This is a genomic window from Mesorhizobium sp. M0500 (genome assembly GCF_040321165.1).
Lineage (GTDB): Bacteria > Pseudomonadota > Alphaproteobacteria > Rhizobiales > Rhizobiaceae > Mesorhizobium.
This window is the reverse complement of the sequence record NZ_JAMYRB010000008.1, coordinates 250,295-267,864: the sequence shown is the minus strand read 5'-3', so window position 1 is coordinate 267,864 and position 17,570 is coordinate 250,295. Positions and strand designations below refer to the sequence as shown.

Genomic DNA, 17,570 nt, shown 5'->3' with positions numbered 1-17,570 from the left:
GCCTTGGGCCGCGCGCCTCTTTTCCAAGGACCGACAGCATGTTTTCAAACTTTGATAGTGAGATTCTATTCGCCGCCCGCCTGCTGCTTGGCGGCGCCTTTGTCTTTGCCGGCCTGCGCAACATCCAGAATGCGGCGTTGGTGAGCCAATTGATGACGACGCGCGGCGTGCCGCAGGCGCGGCCGGTGCTGTGGCTGGGGATCGTCCTGCAGATCATCGCCGGAGCGTTGGTGATCGCGGGCATCTGGACCGCTCCGGCGGCGGCATGCCTGATCCTGTTCCTGGTTTTTGCTACGCCGATGTTCCACAATTTCTGGGATCATCAGGGGCCCGAGCGCGCGTCCCGCATCAACGGCTTTGTCGGCAACGTCGCGCTGACCGGAGGATTTCTGGCGCTGATCGCGCAGTCGCTTTGACACGCCTCGTGGAGGCAGCCGCCTTAGGCCGCATACCGCAAGCCGCCGTCGCAGGTCAGCACCTGGCCGGTGACGAAGCTGTTCGAAACCAGGAACGCAATCGCCTCAGCGACGTCCTCGGCGCGGCCGATGCGGCCGACCGGCGTCTTGCCGGCATACTCGGCAAACACCGCATGGCGCTGTTCATCGGGCAGGAAATCCCACCACGGCGTGTCGATGACGCCCGGTGCCACGACATTGACGCGTAACGGCTTCAGCTCCATCGCCAGGATCGGCACCACGGTCAGCAGCATGCCGTTGACGGCGGCGATGCCGGCGATACCCGGCGCCGACAATTGCGCCGACACCGCCGAGATGAAAGTCACCGAGCCGCTCTTGTTCAGCGTCGGCAAGGCGGCCTGCAGGCAGGAGAGCTGTGGCCGGACCTTCTCGTCGACGCCGCCGCCGATATCGGTCAGGTCAAGTGTTTCGAACGGACCGAGCCCCTTGCCGCCGCTGGCGGCCAGCACCAGGTGATCGAAAGGGCCGAGATCGCTGAAGAACCGGCGAACCTCGTCCGGCTTCGCGGCATCGAAGGCAGCTTTTTCGACGGCGCCGCCAAGGCTTTGCCATGCATTGTCGAGCCTTTCCCTGCTGCGCCCGGTGATCGTCACCTTCATGCCCGGGCCGAGCAGCTTTTTCGCGGTGGCGAGGCCGATGCCGGAGGAGCCGCCGACGATCACGGCGTGCTGCGTTTTCTCGATCATGAATTTTCTTTCTTCGATGTAGCGGAAGCGGGTGCGAGCCCGACAAGACCGAGGCTCAATTCACGCAACTGCTGCCTCGCCTTCGCGTCATAGGCTTGCGCATCGGCGCGGGATTCCCTTTGGCCGTCGAAATAGAGGCCGCTTCGCCCTTCCAGCGTGGGCGATGTGGCGAGATTGATGATGGCTTCGGCGCCGGTTTCGACCGAACTCCAGGGTGTGACGCCCGCCTGCCGCACCATCGTGGTGTTCATGTAGCTTGCCGGATGCAGGCTGTTGACCGTGACGCCGGTGCCGTTCAGCTGCTCCGCCAGATCGATGGTGAAGATGATCTGCGCCAGCTTGCTCTGGCAGTAGGCACGGACGCCGTCATAGGAGCGGGTCAGCATGACGTCGTCGAAGTCGATCGCCTGCTGGCCGGCCGAGGCGACGTTGACGATGCGCGTCGGCGCGCTGGACTTGAGCAGCGGCAGCAGCTCCGTAGTGAGCAGGAAGCCGGCGAGATAGTTGACGGCAAAGCGCAACTCGTAGCCGTCGGCGCTGACCTGTCGTTTCGCGTTGGGGCCGGCGGTGCCGACGCCGGCATTGTTGATGAGGATATCGAGCCGCTTGGTCCTAGCGCGGACGGCTTCGGCGAGGCGGCGGACCTCGGCCAGGGAGGAGAGATCGGCGACAAGCAGCTCGGCCTTGCCGCCGGCGGCTTCGATCTCGGCCACGGTCGCCTTGCCCCTTGTCGCGTCGCGGCCATGCACCAGGATGCGGGCGCCGCCGGCGCCGAGCCTTTGCGCCACGACTCTGCCGACGCCGTCGGTCGAGCCGGTAATCAGGATCGTCTTGTCTTTCAGTTCCATGTTCAGAGCCTCCATGTCATCGCTCTGAGCAGAAAGATGGGGCACCAGACGCATGCCAAACAGTTCAAACTTTATCCTGGTATCGGTACTGCTATAATAGCGCCGATGGATTCCACCACGCATTCTGCCGAAGGCAGCCGTCGCCGCGAGCTTGGCGCCTTTCTGCGTTCGCGGCGCGAAAGGCTGACGCCATCGGCCACGGGCATCTCGACCGGCCTGCGCCGGCGCACACCCGGGCTGCGGCGCGAGGAGGTGGCGATGATCGCCGGCGTCGGCACGACCTGGTACACCTGGCTGGAGCAGGGCCGTGACGTTCGGCCCTCGGTGGAAGTGCTTACGGCGCTCAGCCGAGCGCTGCGCCTGGACACGGCCGAGCAACGGCATCTGTTCATCCTTGCCGGCCGCCCGCAGCCGGAGCGTCGCGTCGACGCGCCGGAAAAGGTCGATAGCCCGTTGCTGCACATGCTGCAGAGCCTGGTCCTGCAGCCGGCCTATGTCCTTGGGCGGCGCTGGGACGTGCTGGCCTGGAATTCTGCCGCGGCAGCCGTGTTTGGCGACTATGGCCTGCTGGAGGGCGATGCCCGCAACATCGTCCATATGGTTTTCACCAGCCCGCAGCATCGGCGCCTGCTCGTTGACTGGGAGGAACTGGCGCGTGCCGTGCTGGCGTCATTCCGGGCAGAAAGCGCCAGATATGTCGGCGATCCGGATTTCGAGCGGCTGATCGCGCTGATGACGCGCTCGAGCCCGGAGTTTCGGGCATGGTGGCCGCTGCGCGATGTGGCCCGCAACCTGTCGGGTGTGAAGCATGTCAGGCATCCGACGGCAGGCGCCATGGCGTTCGAGCATATGAGCCTGTCGATCGACGACGGCTCGGACATGAAGCTGATCGTCTACACGCCGCTCGCCGAGCAGAACTCGATCGCCAAGCTCGAACAGCTGCTGGAGACGCTTCCGGCCGAGCGGCGCAGCGCCTGAACCCAGCTTCGTCATCCTGGGGCGTAGCAGCCGCGAAGCGGCGTCGCGGAGACCCTGGGATCCATGCCGTAACCTTAACGGAAGAGTGCAGCGGAGCAGAATCCTGCACCGCAGCAACGCTCTGAGGTCACGGCATGGATCCTGGGGTCTGCGCTGCGTCGCTCCGCTCCTTGCTGCGCCCCAGGATGACGAAGCAATGGGGGAGGTTTGCGACAGCCGAGCTGCCTCAGCCCTTCGGCTTCAGCCCGTCGATGAACAGTTGCTCGAGAAATCTTGCGGCGTCCTCGAAGCGGCCGTCGCCGCCGCGATCGGGGCCGAGCACGGCGCGGACCTGCACGTCGAAATCGGCATAATGCTGCGTCGTCGCCCAGATCGAGAAGATCAGGTGCCAGGGGTCGGTGCGGGCAATCTTGCCGGCGCGCATCCAGCCCTTGATGACGTTGGCTTTCTCGTCGACCAGCGTCTTCAACTCCCCTTCCAGCATCGGCATGATGCGCGGCGCGCCCTGCAGGATCTCATTGGCGAACAGCCGGCTCTCGCGCGGGAAATCGCGCGCCATTTCCAGCTTGCGCCTGATGTAGCTGCGCAGTTCGGTTAGCGGATCGCCGATGTCGTCGAGTTCGCGCAGCGGCGCCAGCCAGGTGTCGAGAAGCCGCTGCATCAGCGTCTCGTGGATGTCCTCCTTACGGCGGAAATAATAGAGCAGGTTCGGCTTCGACATGCCGGCGGCTTCGGCGATCTGGTCGATGGTCGAGCCGCGAAAACCGTTGGTGGAGAAGACTTCTAGCGCCGCCTCCAGGATGAGCTCGCGCTTTTCCAGCTGAATGCGGGTGCGGCGAGGAGGGGAGCTTTCGACCGCCCCCGTCACCCCGCAAAACCTTCGCCGTGAGGAGTGTCTGGACCAATTCTCTGGACCAGTTTTTCCTCGCCCTGTGGAGCGCACTTCGAAAGCCGCATTTCCGCTAGTAATCCCTTGACCGCTGATAAGGCGGTGCTAACGTTTGTCCAACCGGTCAAAAATTTGCGTAGCACGAAAACGTCGCGAAGACCAAGCGTTGGAAAGACCAAGCGTTAGCCGCACCGAAACAGGTTACAAGGGGAAGTCTTGGTCATGTCCAACCGGCTGAAAGTCACGCCGAACGATCTCAGCGCATTCTGGATGCCGTTCACGGCAAACCGGCAGTTCAAGCAGGCGCCGCGCATGATGGTGTCGGCCAAGGACATGCACTACACGACCAGCGACGGGCGCAAGGTGCTCGACGGCACCGCCGGCCTGTGGTGCGTCAATGCCGGCCACTGCCGCCCGAAGATCACCGAGGCGATCCAGAGCCAGGCGGCAGAGCTCGACTACGCACCCGCGTTCCAGATGGGCCATCCGATCGTGTTCGAGCTGGCGAACCGGCTGGTCGACATCGCGCCGAAGGGCATGGACCATGTGTTCTTCACCAATTCCGGCTCGGAATCGGTCGAGACGGCGCTGAAGATGGCAATCGCTTATCACCGCGTAAAAGGCGAGGGCTCGCGCACCCGTCTGATCGGCCGCGAGCGCGGCTATCACGGCGTCAATTTCGGCGGCATCTCCGTCGGCGGCATTGTCACCAACCGCAAGATGTTCGGCACGCTGCTCGGCGGCGTCGATCACATGCCACACACGCATCTGCCGGAAAAGAACTCTTTCACCAAGGGCGTGCCGGAGCATGGCGCGGAACTGGCGAACGAGCTGGAGCGCATCGTCGCACTGCACGACGCCTCGACCATTGCCGCCGTCATCGTCGAGCCGGTGGCCGGTTCCACCGGCGTCATCCTGCCGCCGAAGGGCTATCTCGAGAGGCTGCGCGAGATCTGCACCAAGCACGGCATCTTGCTGATCTTCGACGAAGTCATCACCGGTTTCGGCCGTCTCGGCACGCCGTTCGCCGCCGACTATTTCGGTGTCACGCCGGATATCATGACCACCGCCAAAGGCGTCTCCAACGGCGTCATCCCGATGGGCGCGGTGTTCGTAAAGAAGGAAATCCACGACGCGTTCATGACTGGGCCCGAGCACATGATCGAGTTCTTCCACGGCTACACCTATTCGGGCAATCCGATCGCCTGCGCGGCGGCGTTGGGCACGCTCGACACCTACAAGGAAGAGGGGCTGCTGACGCGCGGCGAGGAACTGGCGCCGTACTGGGAGGACGCGCTGCACTCGCTGAAGGGCGAGCCGAACGTCATCGATATCAGAAACATCGGCCTGATCGGCGCGATCGAGCTGGCGCCGATCACCGGCCAGCCGACGAAGCGGGCCTTCTCGGCTTTCGTCAAGGCGTTCGAGCGTGGTGCATTGATCCGCACCACCGGCGACATCATCGCGCTATCGCCGCCGCTGATCATCACCAAAGGTCAGATCAACGAATTGATCGACCATGTGCGCGAAGTGCTGAGGGCCGTGGATTGACGAATTTGCCGCAGCTTTCCCTCCCCCTCGAGGGGAGGGTGGCCGCGAAGCGGCCGGGTGGGGTCGGTGCGGCAGTGCGCCAGCCTGACCTTCGGCCGCATAGGTGCCTATGATGCCCCGGACCCGCGTGAGCTTCGAAATGCGCCAAAAGGCGCGCGCGCTTCGAGTTCATGCGACCAAAGGCGAATCCCTGCTGTGGTATGAACTGCGCGAATTGAAATCGGCCGGCATCAAGTTCCGCCGCCAGTGTCCGATCGGGCCTTATATCGTCGACTTTGCTTGCCTTGCGGTAAAGCTGGTCGTTGAAGTCGATGGTGATCTGCACGAACAGGAGAAGGGCAAACGGCACGACGCCGTCCGTGATGCCTATCTGCGATCGCTCGGGTTCGATATCTTTCGCGTCGATGAGCCCGATGTCATAAACAGCGCCTGGCATGTCGCACAGGTGGTCAAGGAGAAGGTCGCGCGCATGTCAGCCGACCCCACCCGACCGCTTCGCGGCCACCCTCCCCTCGAGGGGGAGGGGGACGCTGGCGTGCCACAACCAATGAGGTTTTAGAATATGGCCGCCCCCGGCGAGAATTTGCGAATCAATTCAGACCGTTTGTGGGATTCGATAATGGAGATGGCGAAGATCGGCCCCGGCATTGCCGGCGGCAACAATCGCCAGACCGTTACCGACGAGGACGGCGAAGGGCGGCATCTGTTCAAGCGCTGGTGCGATGAGGCGGGGCTCGAAATGGGCGTCGACGAGATGGGTACGATGTTTGCCCGTCGCGAAGGCACCGACCCCAGCCTGCCGCCGGTCTATGTCGGCAGCCATCTCGACACCCAGCCGACCGGCGGCAAGTATGACGGCGTGCTCGGCGTGCTCGGCGGCCTGGAGGTCGTGCGCTCGCTCAACGATCTCGGCATCAAGACCAAGCACCCGATCGTCGTCACCAACTGGACCAACGAGGAAGGCGCCCGCTTTGCGCCGGCGATGATGGCGTCCGGGGTATTCGCCGGCGTGCTCGACCAGGCCGACGTTTATTCGCATGTCGACAAGGACGGCAAGAAATTCGGCGAGGAGCTCGAACGGATCGGCTGGAAGGGCACCGAGAAAGTCGGCGAGCGCAAGATCCACGCTTTCTTCGAATTGCACATCGAGCAGGGCCCGATCCTTGAGGACGAGGGCATCGATATCGGTGTCGTCACCCACGGGCAAGGGTTGAAATGGCTGCAGGTGACGCTGACCGGCAAGGAGGCGCACACCGGCTCGACGCCGATGCCGAAGCGGCGCAATGCCGGGCTCGGCATGGCGCGGGTGATCGAACTGGTGCACGAGATCGCCATGGACTATCAGCCCGACGCCGTCGGCGCGGTCGGCCATATGGAGGTCTATCCGAACTCGCGCAACATCATCGCCGGGCGCACCGTCTTCACCATCGACATCCGCTCGCCGGAAAAGGAGGTGCTGGACGCCATGGACGGGCGCATCCGCGAAGGCATCGACACGATCTGCGACGCGCTCGACATCAAATATCAAATCGAGCAGGTCGGCCATTTCGACCCGGTCACTTTCGACGCGGGCTGCGTCAAGGCTGTGCGGGATGCGGCGGAGCGCCTGGGATATACGCATCGCAACATCGTCTCCGGCGCCGGCCATGACGCCTGCTGGATCAACCGCGTCGCACCCACCGCAATGGTGATGTGCCCCTGCGTCGACGGTCTCAGCCACAACGAGGCCGAGGAAATCACCAAGGAATGGGCAACGGCCGGCGCCGACGTGCTGTTCCATGCGGTCGTCGACACGGCGGTGATTGTCGAATGATGGGATAGCCTCGCAACGCCGCTCACAAGAAGCGCGAAGAGAACAAAGGGAACATGAAAATGTCCAAAGTCATCAAGAATGGCACCATCGTCACCGCCGACCGCACGTGGAAGGCCGACGTGCTGTTCAAGCACGGCAAGATCATCGGCATCGGCTCGGATTTGCATGGCGACCATGAGTTCGACGCCAGCGGCTGCTATGTGATGCCGGGCGGCATCGACCCGCATACCCATCTCGAAATGCCGTTCATGGGCACCTATTCGGCCGACGACTTTGAATCCGGTACCCGCGCGGCCCTTGCCGGCGGCACGACGATGGTCGTCGATTTCTGTCTGCCGGCGCCGCAGCAGTCGCTGCTCGAGGCCCTGCAGATGTGGGACAACAAGACCTCGAAAGCGTCCTGCGACTATTCCTTCCACATGGCGATCACCTGGTGGGGCAAGCAGGTGTTCGACGAGATGGCCACCGTCGTCGACAGGGGCATTACCTCGTTCAAGCATTTCATGGCCTACAAGGGCGCGCTGATGGTCGATGACGACGAGCTCTATTCGTCGTTCCAGCGCTGTGCCGATCTTGGCGCGCTGCCGCTGGTCCATGCCGAGAATGGCGACGTGGTGGCGGCGCTGTCGCAGAAGCTGCTTGCGGCGGGAAATAGTGGTCCGGAGGGACACGCCTATTCGCGCCCGCCGGAAGTGGAAGGCGAGGCGACCAACCGCGCCATCATGATCGCCGACATGGCCGGCGTGCCGCTCTATGTCGTGCATGTCTCCTGCGAGCAGGCGCACGAAGCCATCCGCCGGGCGCGCCAGAAAGGCATGCGGGTATTCGGCGAGCCGCTGATCCAGCACCTGACGCTGGACGAGAGCGAATATTTCAACAAGGACTGGGACCACGCGGCGCGCCGGGTGATGAGCCCGCCCTTCCGCAACAAACTGCACCAGGATTCGCTGTGGGCCGGCCTGCAGGCCGGGTCGCTGCAAGTGGTGGCGACCGACCATTGTGCCTTCACCACCAAACAAAAGCGCAACGGCGTCGGCGACTTCACCAAGATCCCGAACGGCACGGGCGGGCTCGAGGATCGTTTGCCGGTGCTGTGGACGACCGGCGTTAAGACCGGCCGGCTGACGATGAACGAGTTCGTCGCGGTGACCTCGACCAACATCGCCAAGATCCTTAACATGTACCCGAAGAAGGGCGCCATCGTCGAAGGCGCGGACGCCGACATCATCGTCTGGGACCCGAAGCGCAAGAAGAAGATCACGGCCAAGAAGCAGCAGTCGGTGATCGACTACAATGTCTTCGAAGGTTTTGAGGTAACCGGCCTGCCGCGCTTCGTCTTCTCGCGCGGCGAACTGTCGATCGAGGAAAACGAGGTCAAGGCGAAGCCCGGCCATGGCGAGTTCGTCGCTCGCGAGCCGAACGCGGCGGTCAACCGGGCGCTGTCGACGTGGAAGGAAATTTCCGCGCCGCGCAAGGTGGAACGGACGGGCATCCCGGCGACGGGCGTTTGAGCTTGGCGAGCCACGGAGCGATTATCTCAATGGCCGCGGTGATCCTTGCCGCCGGGCCGGCGGCGGCTGACGTCCTTGCCGGCTCCTTTGGCAATGAGGTCGGTTGCGCTGGTGTACGGCTCGGTTATCAGGACAGCGACGATTATGTCGTGCTGACCGCCGACGGCGTCGAAACCTATGGCAGCGGCTGCCAGTTCGCACAGCGACTGACGACAGCGCCTGGCACCTTGTTGTTGAGCTCCACCTGTTTCGCCGAGGGCGAGGAGGGCACGACCACGGATGTCGTCAAGGTCATCAACAGAGGAGGGGACGGTTTCTTCGTGACCATTCCCGGCCTTGAGGAGATAGGGCCGCTGAAATCATGTTCGTGACGGTGCCGATGACGACCGCTGCCTCGATGCCGGCGTCAGGCGACCAACCCGTCCAGTTCCGGCAGCAGGACGACGCTTTCCTGTTCGTTGGGATCGGTTCGGGCAATGACCGCCGAGGCGGGGCCGTCGCTCAGATTGGCCGGCAGATGCGGCACGCCGGGGGGAATATAGAAAAGATCGCCGGCCTTGACCACGATATGCTGTTCGAGCCGGTCGCCATACCAGGTATGGACTTCGCCGGAGAGCACATAGATCGCGGTTTCATGGTTTTCGTGCATATGCGCCCTGGCGCGGGCACCCGGCGGCATGGTCAGCAGATGCATGCAGATGCCGGACGAGCCGACTGTTTCGGCGGCGATACCGGCGAAATAACTCAGGCCCTGCTTGCCTTCATAAGAGCTTTCAGGGCGGATAAGATGGCAAGTCGGTTTGGGCGACATCGGGGCAACTCCGGGCGTCTATCTGATGGGACAAGGGCGCGTAGAACTGGGGCGAGTAAAACTGGGGCGAGTAGAACTGGGGCGAGTAGGACTGGGCGAGTAGGACTGGGCGAGTGGAAAGCAACATCAGGGTAAAATCAATGGGATTCCGGCCGGCGCCGCAGTGGCCGGAAGCGACAGGCTACGGCCGATGACGGGAGTATCGCCAGCCGTTGTTTCGGCAAGCAAGCTTGGCCTGACCTTCCAGACCAATGATGGTCCGGTGCAGGCGCTGTCGAATGTCGACCTGACCATCGGCAAGGGGGAATTCGTGTCCTTCATCGGGCCCTCCGGCTGCGGCAAGACGACCTTGCTGCGCGTCATCGCCGATCTGGAGAAGCCGACATCGGGAGCCATCTCCGTCAACGGCATGACGCCCGAGCAGGCGCGCCAGAGCCGCGCCTATGGCTATGTCTTCCAGGCGGCCGCACTTTATCCGTGGCGCACGATCAAGCGCAATGTGGCACTGCCGCTGGAGATCATGGGCCTGTCCAGGGCGGAGCAGGCGGCGCGCATCAAGCGCACTCTCGACCTTGTCAACCTCAGCGGCTTCGAGAAGAAATACCCCTGGCAGCTTTCGGGCGGCATGCAGCAGCGCGCCTCGATCGCGCGGGCGCTCGCCTTCGATGCCGACCTTTTGTTGATGGACGAGCCGTTCGGCGCGCTGGACGAGATCGTGCGCGATCACCTCAACGAACAGTTGCTGGAGCTTTGGGAGCGGACCAACAAGACTATCTGCTTCGTCACCCATTCGATCCCTGAGGCGGTCTATCTGTCGACGCGCATCGTCGTCATGTCGCCGCGCCCGGGGCGTGTCAGCGACGTCATAGAATCGACGCTGCCGAAAAAGCGGCCGCTCGATATCCGCGAGACGCCGGAGTTCCTGGCCATCGCGGCACGCGTGCGGGACGGGCTGAGGGCAGGGCACAGCTATGATGATTGAGGCGGCGGAAGATGAGCTCCCTCCTCTCCCCAACGGGGAGAGGGTGGCCGGAGCGAAGCGGAGGTCGGGTGAGGGGGCCTTGGCGGATCCGACCAAAAGAAAGATCGGGGCGACCGCTCGCGCTCGAAAGCTGCGGTTTGACGAGACCGAGGCTGAATACAGGCTTTGGGGGGAACTAAGAGGGCGCCATCTCAACGGCTACAAATTTGTGAGGCAAGTGCCGCTTGGGCCGTTCTTTGCAGATTTCGTCTGTCGTGAGAGCGCGCTGATCGTGGAAATCGACGGCAGCCAGCACGCGGAATCTCCAACCGATGCCGCGAGAACTGCTTGGCTGAATGGTCACGGGTATTCCGTTCTTCGGTTCTGGAACCATGAAGTCTTGGCCGAACGCCGAGCGGTCCTTGATACGATCTTGGCTTGCCTCGACGGAAAGATTTCTACCCCCTCACCCGGCCTCCGCTTCGCTCCGGCCACCCTCTCCCCGTTGGGGAGAGGAGGGCACCCATCCTGCGAGGCCTGCTAGATGGACTCGTTTCGCGACAAGATCGTTCCGGTGACCTCGATCCTTCTGGGCGTCGTCGTTGTCTGGTACGTCATGGCTGTCATCCTCAACGCGCCGTTCCAGCGCGATCTCGACCGCCGCGCCAATCAGACACCGGGTATTGTGGAATTCATCGGCAAGACGCTGGTACAGCCGAAGCCGACGCTGCCGGCGCCGCATCAGGTGGCGGTGAATTTTTTCGAAAACACCTTTCTGCGTAGCATCACCTCGAACCGCAGCCTTGTCTACAATGCCTGGGTGACGTTGTCGTCGACGCTGCTCGGCTTTGCTTTCGGCACGGCGCTCGGCATCGTCATCGCCGTCGGCATCGTGCATGTGGCGACGCTCGACCGCAGTCTGATGCCGTGGATCATCGCCTCGCAGACCATTCCGATCCTGGCGGTGGCGCCGATGATCATTGTCGTGCTGGCGGCGGTCGGCATCACCGGGCTTATCCCGAAGGCGCTGATCTCGACCTATCTGTCGTTCTTCCCGGTGGCGGTCGGCATGGTGAAGGGACTGCGCTCGCCCGAGCTCACCCATCTCGACCTGATGCACACCTATAATGCCAGTGCCTCGCAGACCTTCTGGAAATTGCGCGTGCCGGCTTCGGTGCCGTTCCTGTTCACCTCGATGAAGGTGGCGGTGGCCGCCAGCCTGGTCGGCGCCATCGTCGGCGAGTTGCCGACCGGCGCCGTCGCCGGCATCGGCGCCAAATTGCTCGCCGGCGCCTATTACAGCCAGACCATCGACATCTGGTCGGCTCTGGTTGCCGGGTCGGTGGTCGCGGCGCTGCTGGTGATGGTCGTCGGCATCGCCGGGCGCCTTGTCGACCGCGCCATGGGCGGGAGGCCGGCATGAGCTCCATCCTGAGCCTTTCCTCAATCACGCCTCGATCCTGGCAGGGGTATGCCGCGCTTGTCCTGCTTGCCGGCGCGCTGCTTCTTTGGCCGCTCGTCAGTGCTACGCCCGGTTACGGCATGGCAACTACGGTTTTGATTTTCATTTTGCTGCTCGTGGCAATCGAGGCCGACAACTTTCCACCGATGATCGGGGTGGTGTTGCTGTTCCTTGGCGCGCACGGCGCAGCGTGGATGCTGCTCGCCGGCATAACCGGCAATGAGGGCAGCGCTCGCGCATCCTTCTATCTGCTGCTCGTCGCGGCGTGGTTTTTGGCCTGGCGCTGCGTAACGGTCCTGTCGTCGTTTCGCCCGACATCGCGCTGGGCGTCAACCGCCCTGCGCCTGATCATTCCGGCCATCTTCGGCGCCTGGATCCTGATCATCTGGGAGGCGGTGACGCGTGGTGCCGGCATTCCCTTCATCCTGTTGCCGCCGCCAAGCGCCATCGGTGCACGCATCGTCGGCTCGCTGCCGGTGCTGGGGGCCGATGTCAGGCAGACCATCTTCAAGGCGGTTATCTTCGGCTATGTGGCGGGGAGCAGCGCCGGCTTCCTCGTTGCCATCGCCGCCGACCGCGTGCCGTTCCTGCGGCGCGGGCTTTTGCCGATCGGCAATATGGTGTCGGCGCTGCCGATCATCGGCGTCGCGCCGATCATGGTCATGTGGTTCGGCTTCGACTGGCAGTCGAAGGCAGCGGTGGTCATCATCATGACCTTCTTCCCGATGCTGGTGAACACCGTCGCCGGGCTTGCCGCCTCCGGCCATATGGAGCGCGACCTGATGCGCACCTATGCCTCGAGCTACTGGCAGACGCTGTTCAAGCTGCGGCTGCCGGCGGCGGCACCCTTCATCTTCAATGCGTTGAAGATCAATTCGACGCTGGCGCTGATCGGCGCCATCGTCGCCGAGTTCTTCGGCACGCCGGTGGTCGGCATGGGATTCCGCATTTCGACGGAAGTCGGGCGGATGAACATCGACATGGTGTGGGCGGAAATCGCAGTTGCAGCACTTGCGGGTTCGGTCTTTTATGGCGTGGTCGCTCTTTTCGAGAGAGCAGTCACGTTTTGGCATCCCTCTGTCCGTGGTGGATAGGGGCGGTGGGTTTAGGGCGCTAACTTCAGAGGGTAAAAACATGAAAAGACTTGTTGTTTCGATGCTGGCCGGCGCGATGTCGCTTGCCGCGTTCCAGGCGTTGGCCGCGGACAAGGTGACGCTGCAGCTGAAATGGGTCACCCAGGCACAGTTCGCCGGCTATTATGTCGCCAAGGCCAAGGGCTTCTATGACGCCGAGGGCCTCGACGTCGATATCAAGCCCGGCGGACCGGACATTGCACCGGAGCAGGTTATTGCCGGCGGCGGCGCCGACGTCATCGTCGACTGGATGGGCGGTGCGCTGGCTGCGCGCGAGAAGGGCGTGCCGCTGGTCAACATCGCCCAGCCGTTCAAGAAGGCCGGCATGGAGCTGGTCTGCCCGAAGGACGGTCCGATCAAGACGGAAGCCGACTTCAAGGGCCACACGCTCGGCGTCTGGTTCTTCGGCAACGAGTATCCGTTCTATGCCTGGATGAACAAGCTTGGCCTCAAGACCGATGGCGGGCCGGACGGCGTCACCGTGCTCAAGCAGAGCTTTGACGTGCAGCCGCTGATCCAGAAGCAGGCGGATTGCATTTCGGTCATGACCTATAACGAGTACTGGCAGCTCATCGACGCCGGCTACAAGCCGGAAGAGCTGACCGTCTTCAACTATTCCGCCATGGGCAATGATCTGCTCGAAGACGGGCTCTATGCCCTGGAGGACAAGCTCAAGGATCCGGCCTTCGAGGATAAGATGGTGCGTTTCGTGCGCGCTTCGATGAAGGGTTGGAAATACGCCGTCGACAATTCCGACGAAGCGGCCGGCATCGTCATGGACAATGGCGGCCAGGACGAGAATCACCAGAAGCGCATGATGGGCGAAGTCGCCAAGCTGATCGACAATGCCGATGGCAAGCTCGATCCGGCGACCTACGAGCGCACCGCCAAGGCGCTGCTCGACCAGAAGATCATCAGCAAGGAGCCTACCGGCGCCTACACGACGGCGATCACCGACAAGGCCATCAAATAGGGCTGTCAAACTGGCTTGTAGCGGAAAAGGGGCGGGCGACCGCCCCTTTTTAGTGGGAGGTAAAATGAACGTTACCGGCGGAAACATCCGCTCGCAAAATCGTTGTGCCGGTGCACCCGCCCAAGGGTGTCACAACGGAGGTTTCCATGCGCATCCAGTCCTTCACGCCGATGCTTTCGGCGCTGGCCATTTCTGCAGCCATCTTCTCTGCTTCACCGGCCTTGGCCGAAACCATAAAGATGACGGCGACGCTCGATGGTGCTCAGCAGAACCCGCCCGTCACCACGAAGGGCAAGGGCACCGCCACGCTCAGGTTCAACACCGCCACCAAGAAACTCAGCTGGACCGTGAGATATTCCGGCCTCAGCGGGCCGGCGAAGGCCGCACACATTCACGGCCCAGCGGAAAAGGGTCAAAACGCCGATCCAGTGGTGCCGTTCGAAGGCAAGCTGAAGAGCCCGATCAAGGGTTCGGCGACATTGACTGATGCCCAGGCCACCGATCTTGAGGCTGGCAAATATTACGTCAACATCCACACCGCGGCCCACGCGGACGGCGAGATCCGCGGCCAGATCGAGAAGGCCAAATAGGCAGATCACGACGACAAAACAGGGCAATCATCCTGTTTTGTCAGGCCTTGTCGCGAATCTGGGTCATCGTGCGGGTCGGCGTGATGGCTTCAGGGTCGAGCCTGATCTCTACGATCGACGGCTTGCCGCTGGCCCGCGCTCGCTCGAAGGCCGCGGCGAAGTCGGCGGTCTTTTCCACCGTCTCGCCATGGCCGCCATAGGCACGGGCCAAAGCAGCAAAGTCGGGATTCTTCAAGTCCGTGGCGACGACACGGCCGGGATATTCGCGCTCCTGATGCATGCGGATGGTGCCGTAGATGCCATTGTTGACGACGATGACGATGATCGGCAGCCCGTATTGCACGGCGGTGGCGAATTCCTGGCCGTTCATCAGGAAACAGCCGTCGCCGGCGAAGGCGATCACGTCGCGGTCGGGGAAAAGCTGCTTGGCGGCGACCGCCGCCGGCGTGCCGTAGCCCATCGAGCCGGATGTGGGTGCTGCCTGCGTGCCGAAACGCCGGAAGCGATGGTAGCGATGCACCCAGGTGGCGTAGTTGCCGGCGCCGTTGGTGAGGATGGCGTCGTCCGGCAGCATCGTTTCGAGATAATTCATGATCGGCCCCATCTGGACGGCGCCGGGGCCGCTCTCCGGAGGCGTCGACCAGTCGAGATAGGCGGCGTGCAGCTTCGCTGCCTCAGCCGCCCACACCGGCGTTGCGGCCGGCTTGCGTCTGGCAAAGGCTTCGACGAAAGCGGCAGGCGAGGCATTGATCGCCAGCGCCGGCCGGTAGACGCGGCCGAGTTCGCCGGCGTCGGCATGGATATGGACCAGCGTCTGGTCGGGGTAGGGACTCTTCAGCAGCGTGTAGTCGGATGACGGCATCTCGCCCATGCGGCCGCCGATCAGCAGCACAAGGTCGGCCTGCTTGATGGCGGTTGCTACCTTGGGATTGATGCCGATGCCGACATCGCCGGCATAGTTCGGGTGGAGATGGTCGAACAGCATCTGGCGGCGGAAGGAGCAGCCGACCGGCAGCGACCAGGCTTCGGCTATCGTCCGCATCCGTGCAACGGCCTCCGCGTCCCAGCGCGTACCGCCGAGGATGACGAAGGGCCGCTTTGCCTTGTTGAGCAACACTTCCAGTGCGTCGAGCTCGACTTCGCCAGGCCGCGTCTCGACAGGGGTATAATGCCGGGCGTCCGGTGCCTCGGCGAGGCTGGTCAGCATGTCCTCGGGCAGCGAGATGACGACCGGGCCCGGGCGACCGGACGTCGCCACCGCAAAGGCGCGTGTGACGAATTCGGGTATGCGTGCGGCGTCGTCGATCTCGACCACCCATTTGGCGATATCGCCGAAGAACCTGACGTAGTCGACCTCCTGGAAGGCCTCGCGCCCCTTGGCGTGGCTGGCGACCTGGCCGATGAACAGGATGAGGGGGACTGAATCCTGCATCGCGATGTGGATGCCGGCCGAGGCATTGGTGGCGCCTGGGCCACGGGTGACGAAGCAGATGCCGGGCCTGCCGGTTAGGCGGCCATGGCAGTCGGCCATCATTGCGGCACCGCCCTCCTGGCGGCAGACGATTGTGCGGATCGGTGAATCATGCAGCGCGTCGAGCACCGCCAGATAGGATTCGCCAGGTACGCAATAGATACGGTCCGTTCCGTTGGCTTCGAGCGCATCGACGATGAGTTGTCCGCCGGTCTTCATTTTCCTGACCTCTCCAGTTCGGCAAGGATTTCTTCGGTGTGTTCGCCGAGACGCGGCGACGGGCGCTCATAGACCAGTGGCGTGCCGGACATGACCATCGGCGCCCGCACCGAGGGCAAGAGATTGCCATGGCCGTCATCGAGGTCGAGCCGCATGCCGCGCGCTATGGTCTGCGGGTCGGCAAACATCTGGCCGATGTTGTTGATCGGGCTGGCCGGCACTCCGGCAGTCTCAAGTCTGGCCAGCAACGGGTCGCGATCGAAGGCTTTCAGCGCCTCGATCATATGCTCGCGCAGCTTTGCCCGGTTGGCGACGCGGGCGGGATTGGTGGCGAAGTCAGGGTTCGACGCCAGCTCGTCGAGGCCGACGGCAGCGCAGAACTTTGCGAACTGGCCGTCATTGCCGACCGCCAGGATGATGTGGCCATTTTTCACCGGCACCACTTCGTAGGGCGCGATGTTCATATGCGCATTGCCCATCTGCACCGGCGACTGTCCGGAGACGAGATAGTTGAGGTTCTGGTTGCCGAGCGTCGAGATCTGGGTGTCGTAGAGCGCCATGTCGATATGCTGGCCTTCGCCGGTCTTCTCGGCATGGCGAAGCGCCGCCTGGATGGCGATGACCGAATAAAGCCCGGTGAAAACATCCGAAATAGCGACGCCCGCCTTTTGCGGTTCGCGGCCGGCTTCGCCGGTGATCGACATCATGCCGGCCATGCCCTGGATGATGAAATCATAGCCGGCACGCGGCGCATACGGTCCCGACTGGCCAAAACCGGTGATCGAGCAATAGATCAGCCGCGAGTTGATTTTCCTCAGGCTGTCATAGTCGAGGCCGTATTTCTTCAGTCCGCCGACTTTGAAGTTTTCGATCAGCACATCCGATGTCGCGACCAGCCGGCGCACCGTCTCGGCACCCTCGGGCGTCGAGAAGTCGATGGCGATGGAGCGCTTGCCGCGGTTGCAGGAATGGTAATAAGCGGCCGAAAGGTTCTCGCCGTCATGGCCGATGACGAAGGGCGGTCCCCATTTGCGGGTGTCGTCGCCGCCGTCCGGGCTCTCGACCTTGATCACGTCGGCGCCGAGGTCGGCAAGCAGCTGTCCGGCCCATGGCCCGGCGAGGATGCGTGCGAGTTCGATGACGCGGATGCCTTTGAGCGGAGGCTCAGTCATGGATCACCGTGGTTGATCGAAAGCGC

Annotated in this window: 19 protein-coding genes; 13 read left to right on the top strand and 6 right to left on the bottom strand. The window is 63.1% G+C overall.

What is annotated here, in order from left to right; all coding sequences use genetic code 11:
- Positions 1 to 38 precede the first annotated feature (38 nt).
- Positions 39 to 416: a DoxX family protein gene (locus NKI70_RS17865; protein ID WP_352700636.1), complete on the top strand. Its 378-nt coding sequence runs from the start codon at positions 39 to 41 to the stop codon at positions 414 to 416.
- Positions 417 to 439: 23 nt separating this feature from the next.
- Here NKI70_RS17865 and NKI70_RS17860 read toward each other — a convergent pair whose 3' ends face one another.
- Positions 440 to 1,162 carry an SDR family oxidoreductase gene (locus tag NKI70_RS17860; RefSeq protein WP_352700624.1) on the bottom strand — a complete coding sequence of 241 codons (723 nt, stop codon included), beginning with the start codon at positions 1,160 to 1,162 and terminating at the stop codon, positions 440 to 442.
- Positions 1,159 to 2,010, bottom strand: a complete 852-nt coding sequence (locus NKI70_RS17855) for an SDR family NAD(P)-dependent oxidoreductase (RefSeq protein WP_352700625.1) — start codon at positions 2,008 to 2,010, stop codon at positions 1,159 to 1,161. The genes NKI70_RS17860 and NKI70_RS17855 overlap by 4 nt, the downstream gene beginning before the upstream one ends.
- 105 nt (positions 2,011 to 2,115) lie before the next feature.
- On the opposite strand from NKI70_RS17855, the gene NKI70_RS17850 reads away from it, so the two are divergent.
- Entirely contained in the window at positions 2,116 to 2,988 is an 873-nt protein-coding gene (locus NKI70_RS17850; RefSeq protein WP_352700626.1) for a helix-turn-helix transcriptional regulator, read from the top strand.
- A gap of 226 nt (positions 2,989 to 3,214) precedes the next feature.
- Here NKI70_RS17850 and NKI70_RS17845 read toward each other — a convergent pair whose 3' ends face one another.
- The gene (locus NKI70_RS17845) at positions 3,215 to 3,856 is read right to left on the bottom strand and encodes a TetR family transcriptional regulator C-terminal domain-containing protein (protein ID WP_023675865.1); all 642 of its coding nucleotides are present in this window, start codon (positions 3,854 to 3,856) and stop codon (positions 3,215 to 3,217) included.
- Between the two features lie 243 nt (positions 3,857 to 4,099).
- On the opposite strand from NKI70_RS17845, the gene aptA reads away from it, so the two are divergent.
- The 5 genes from aptA to NKI70_RS17820 all read left to right on the top strand — a co-directional run bounded on the left by aptA (position 4,100) and on the right by NKI70_RS17820 (position 9,123).
- Positions 4,100 to 5,428, top strand: coding sequence for an omega-aminotransferase AptA (gene aptA / locus NKI70_RS17840; RefSeq protein WP_352589376.1), 1,329 nt, complete (start codon positions 4,100 to 4,102; stop codon positions 5,426 to 5,428).
- Positions 5,429 to 5,540: 112 nt separating this feature from the next.
- Positions 5,541 to 5,987, top strand: a complete 447-nt coding sequence (locus tag NKI70_RS17835; RefSeq protein WP_023675867.1) for an endonuclease domain-containing protein — start codon at positions 5,541 to 5,543, stop codon at positions 5,985 to 5,987.
- 3 nt (positions 5,988 to 5,990) lie between these two features.
- The gene (locus NKI70_RS17830; protein ID WP_352700627.1) at positions 5,991 to 7,241 is read left to right on the top strand and encodes a Zn-dependent hydrolase; all 1,251 of its coding nucleotides are present in this window, start codon (positions 5,991 to 5,993) and stop codon (positions 7,239 to 7,241) included.
- A 59-nt stretch (positions 7,242 to 7,300) separates the two neighbouring features.
- The gene (gene hydA / locus NKI70_RS17825) at positions 7,301 to 8,752 is read left to right on the top strand and encodes a dihydropyrimidinase (protein ID WP_352621211.1); all 1,452 of its coding nucleotides are present in this window, start codon (positions 7,301 to 7,303) and stop codon (positions 8,750 to 8,752) included.
- 29 nt (positions 8,753 to 8,781) lie between these two features.
- The gene (locus NKI70_RS17820; protein ID WP_031211553.1) at positions 8,782 to 9,123 is read left to right on the top strand and encodes a hypothetical protein; all 342 of its coding nucleotides are present in this window, start codon (positions 8,782 to 8,784) and stop codon (positions 9,121 to 9,123) included.
- 35 nt (positions 9,124 to 9,158) lie between these two features.
- On the opposite strand, the gene NKI70_RS17815 is transcribed toward NKI70_RS17820, so the two are convergent.
- Positions 9,159 to 9,563 carry a cupin domain-containing protein gene (locus tag NKI70_RS17815; protein WP_352700628.1) on the bottom strand — a complete coding sequence of 135 codons (405 nt, stop codon included), beginning with the start codon at positions 9,561 to 9,563 and terminating at the stop codon, positions 9,159 to 9,161.
- 190 nt (positions 9,564 to 9,753) lie between these two features.
- Between NKI70_RS17815 and NKI70_RS17810 the strand changes: the two genes are divergently transcribed.
- The 6 genes from NKI70_RS17810 to NKI70_RS17785 all read left to right on the top strand — a co-directional run bounded on the left by NKI70_RS17810 (position 9,754) and on the right by NKI70_RS17785 (position 14,682).
- Positions 9,754 to 10,545 (top strand): ABC transporter ATP-binding protein, encoded by a 792-nt coding sequence (locus NKI70_RS17810; protein ID WP_352589388.1) that lies wholly within the window; start codon positions 9,754 to 9,756, stop codon positions 10,543 to 10,545.
- Positions 10,535 to 11,068, top strand: a complete 534-nt coding sequence (locus NKI70_RS17805) for an endonuclease domain-containing protein (RefSeq protein ID WP_352724781.1) — start codon at positions 10,535 to 10,537, stop codon at positions 11,066 to 11,068. Before NKI70_RS17810 ends, NKI70_RS17805 begins: the two co-directional genes overlap by 11 nt.
- Positions 11,069 to 11,947, top strand: a complete 879-nt coding sequence (locus NKI70_RS17800; protein ID WP_352471508.1) for an ABC transporter permease — start codon at positions 11,069 to 11,071, stop codon at positions 11,945 to 11,947.
- Entirely contained in the window at positions 11,944 to 13,080 is a 1,137-nt protein-coding gene (locus NKI70_RS17795; protein ID WP_031211556.1) for an ABC transporter permease, read from the top strand. The genes NKI70_RS17800 and NKI70_RS17795 overlap by 4 nt, the downstream gene beginning before the upstream one ends.
- Before the next feature lie 40 nt (positions 13,081 to 13,120).
- Positions 13,121 to 14,092: an ABC transporter substrate-binding protein gene (locus NKI70_RS17790; RefSeq protein WP_352700629.1), complete on the top strand. Its 972-nt coding sequence runs from the start codon at positions 13,121 to 13,123 to the stop codon at positions 14,090 to 14,092.
- 146 nt (positions 14,093 to 14,238) lie between these two features.
- Entirely contained in the window at positions 14,239 to 14,682 is a 444-nt protein-coding gene (locus tag NKI70_RS17785; protein WP_352700630.1) for a CHRD domain-containing protein, read from the top strand.
- A 40-nt stretch (positions 14,683 to 14,722) separates the two neighbouring features.
- Here NKI70_RS17785 and NKI70_RS17780 read toward each other — a convergent pair whose 3' ends face one another.
- Positions 14,723 to 16,372 (bottom strand): thiamine pyrophosphate-binding protein, encoded by a 1,650-nt coding sequence (locus tag NKI70_RS17780; RefSeq protein WP_023675878.1) that lies wholly within the window; start codon positions 16,370 to 16,372, stop codon positions 14,723 to 14,725.
- Positions 16,369 to 17,544, bottom strand: coding sequence for a CaiB/BaiF CoA transferase family protein (locus NKI70_RS17775; protein WP_352571797.1), 1,176 nt, complete (start codon positions 17,542 to 17,544; stop codon positions 16,369 to 16,371). Before NKI70_RS17775 ends, NKI70_RS17780 begins: the two co-directional genes overlap by 4 nt.
- Between the last annotated feature and the right edge of the window lie 26 nt (positions 17,545 to 17,570).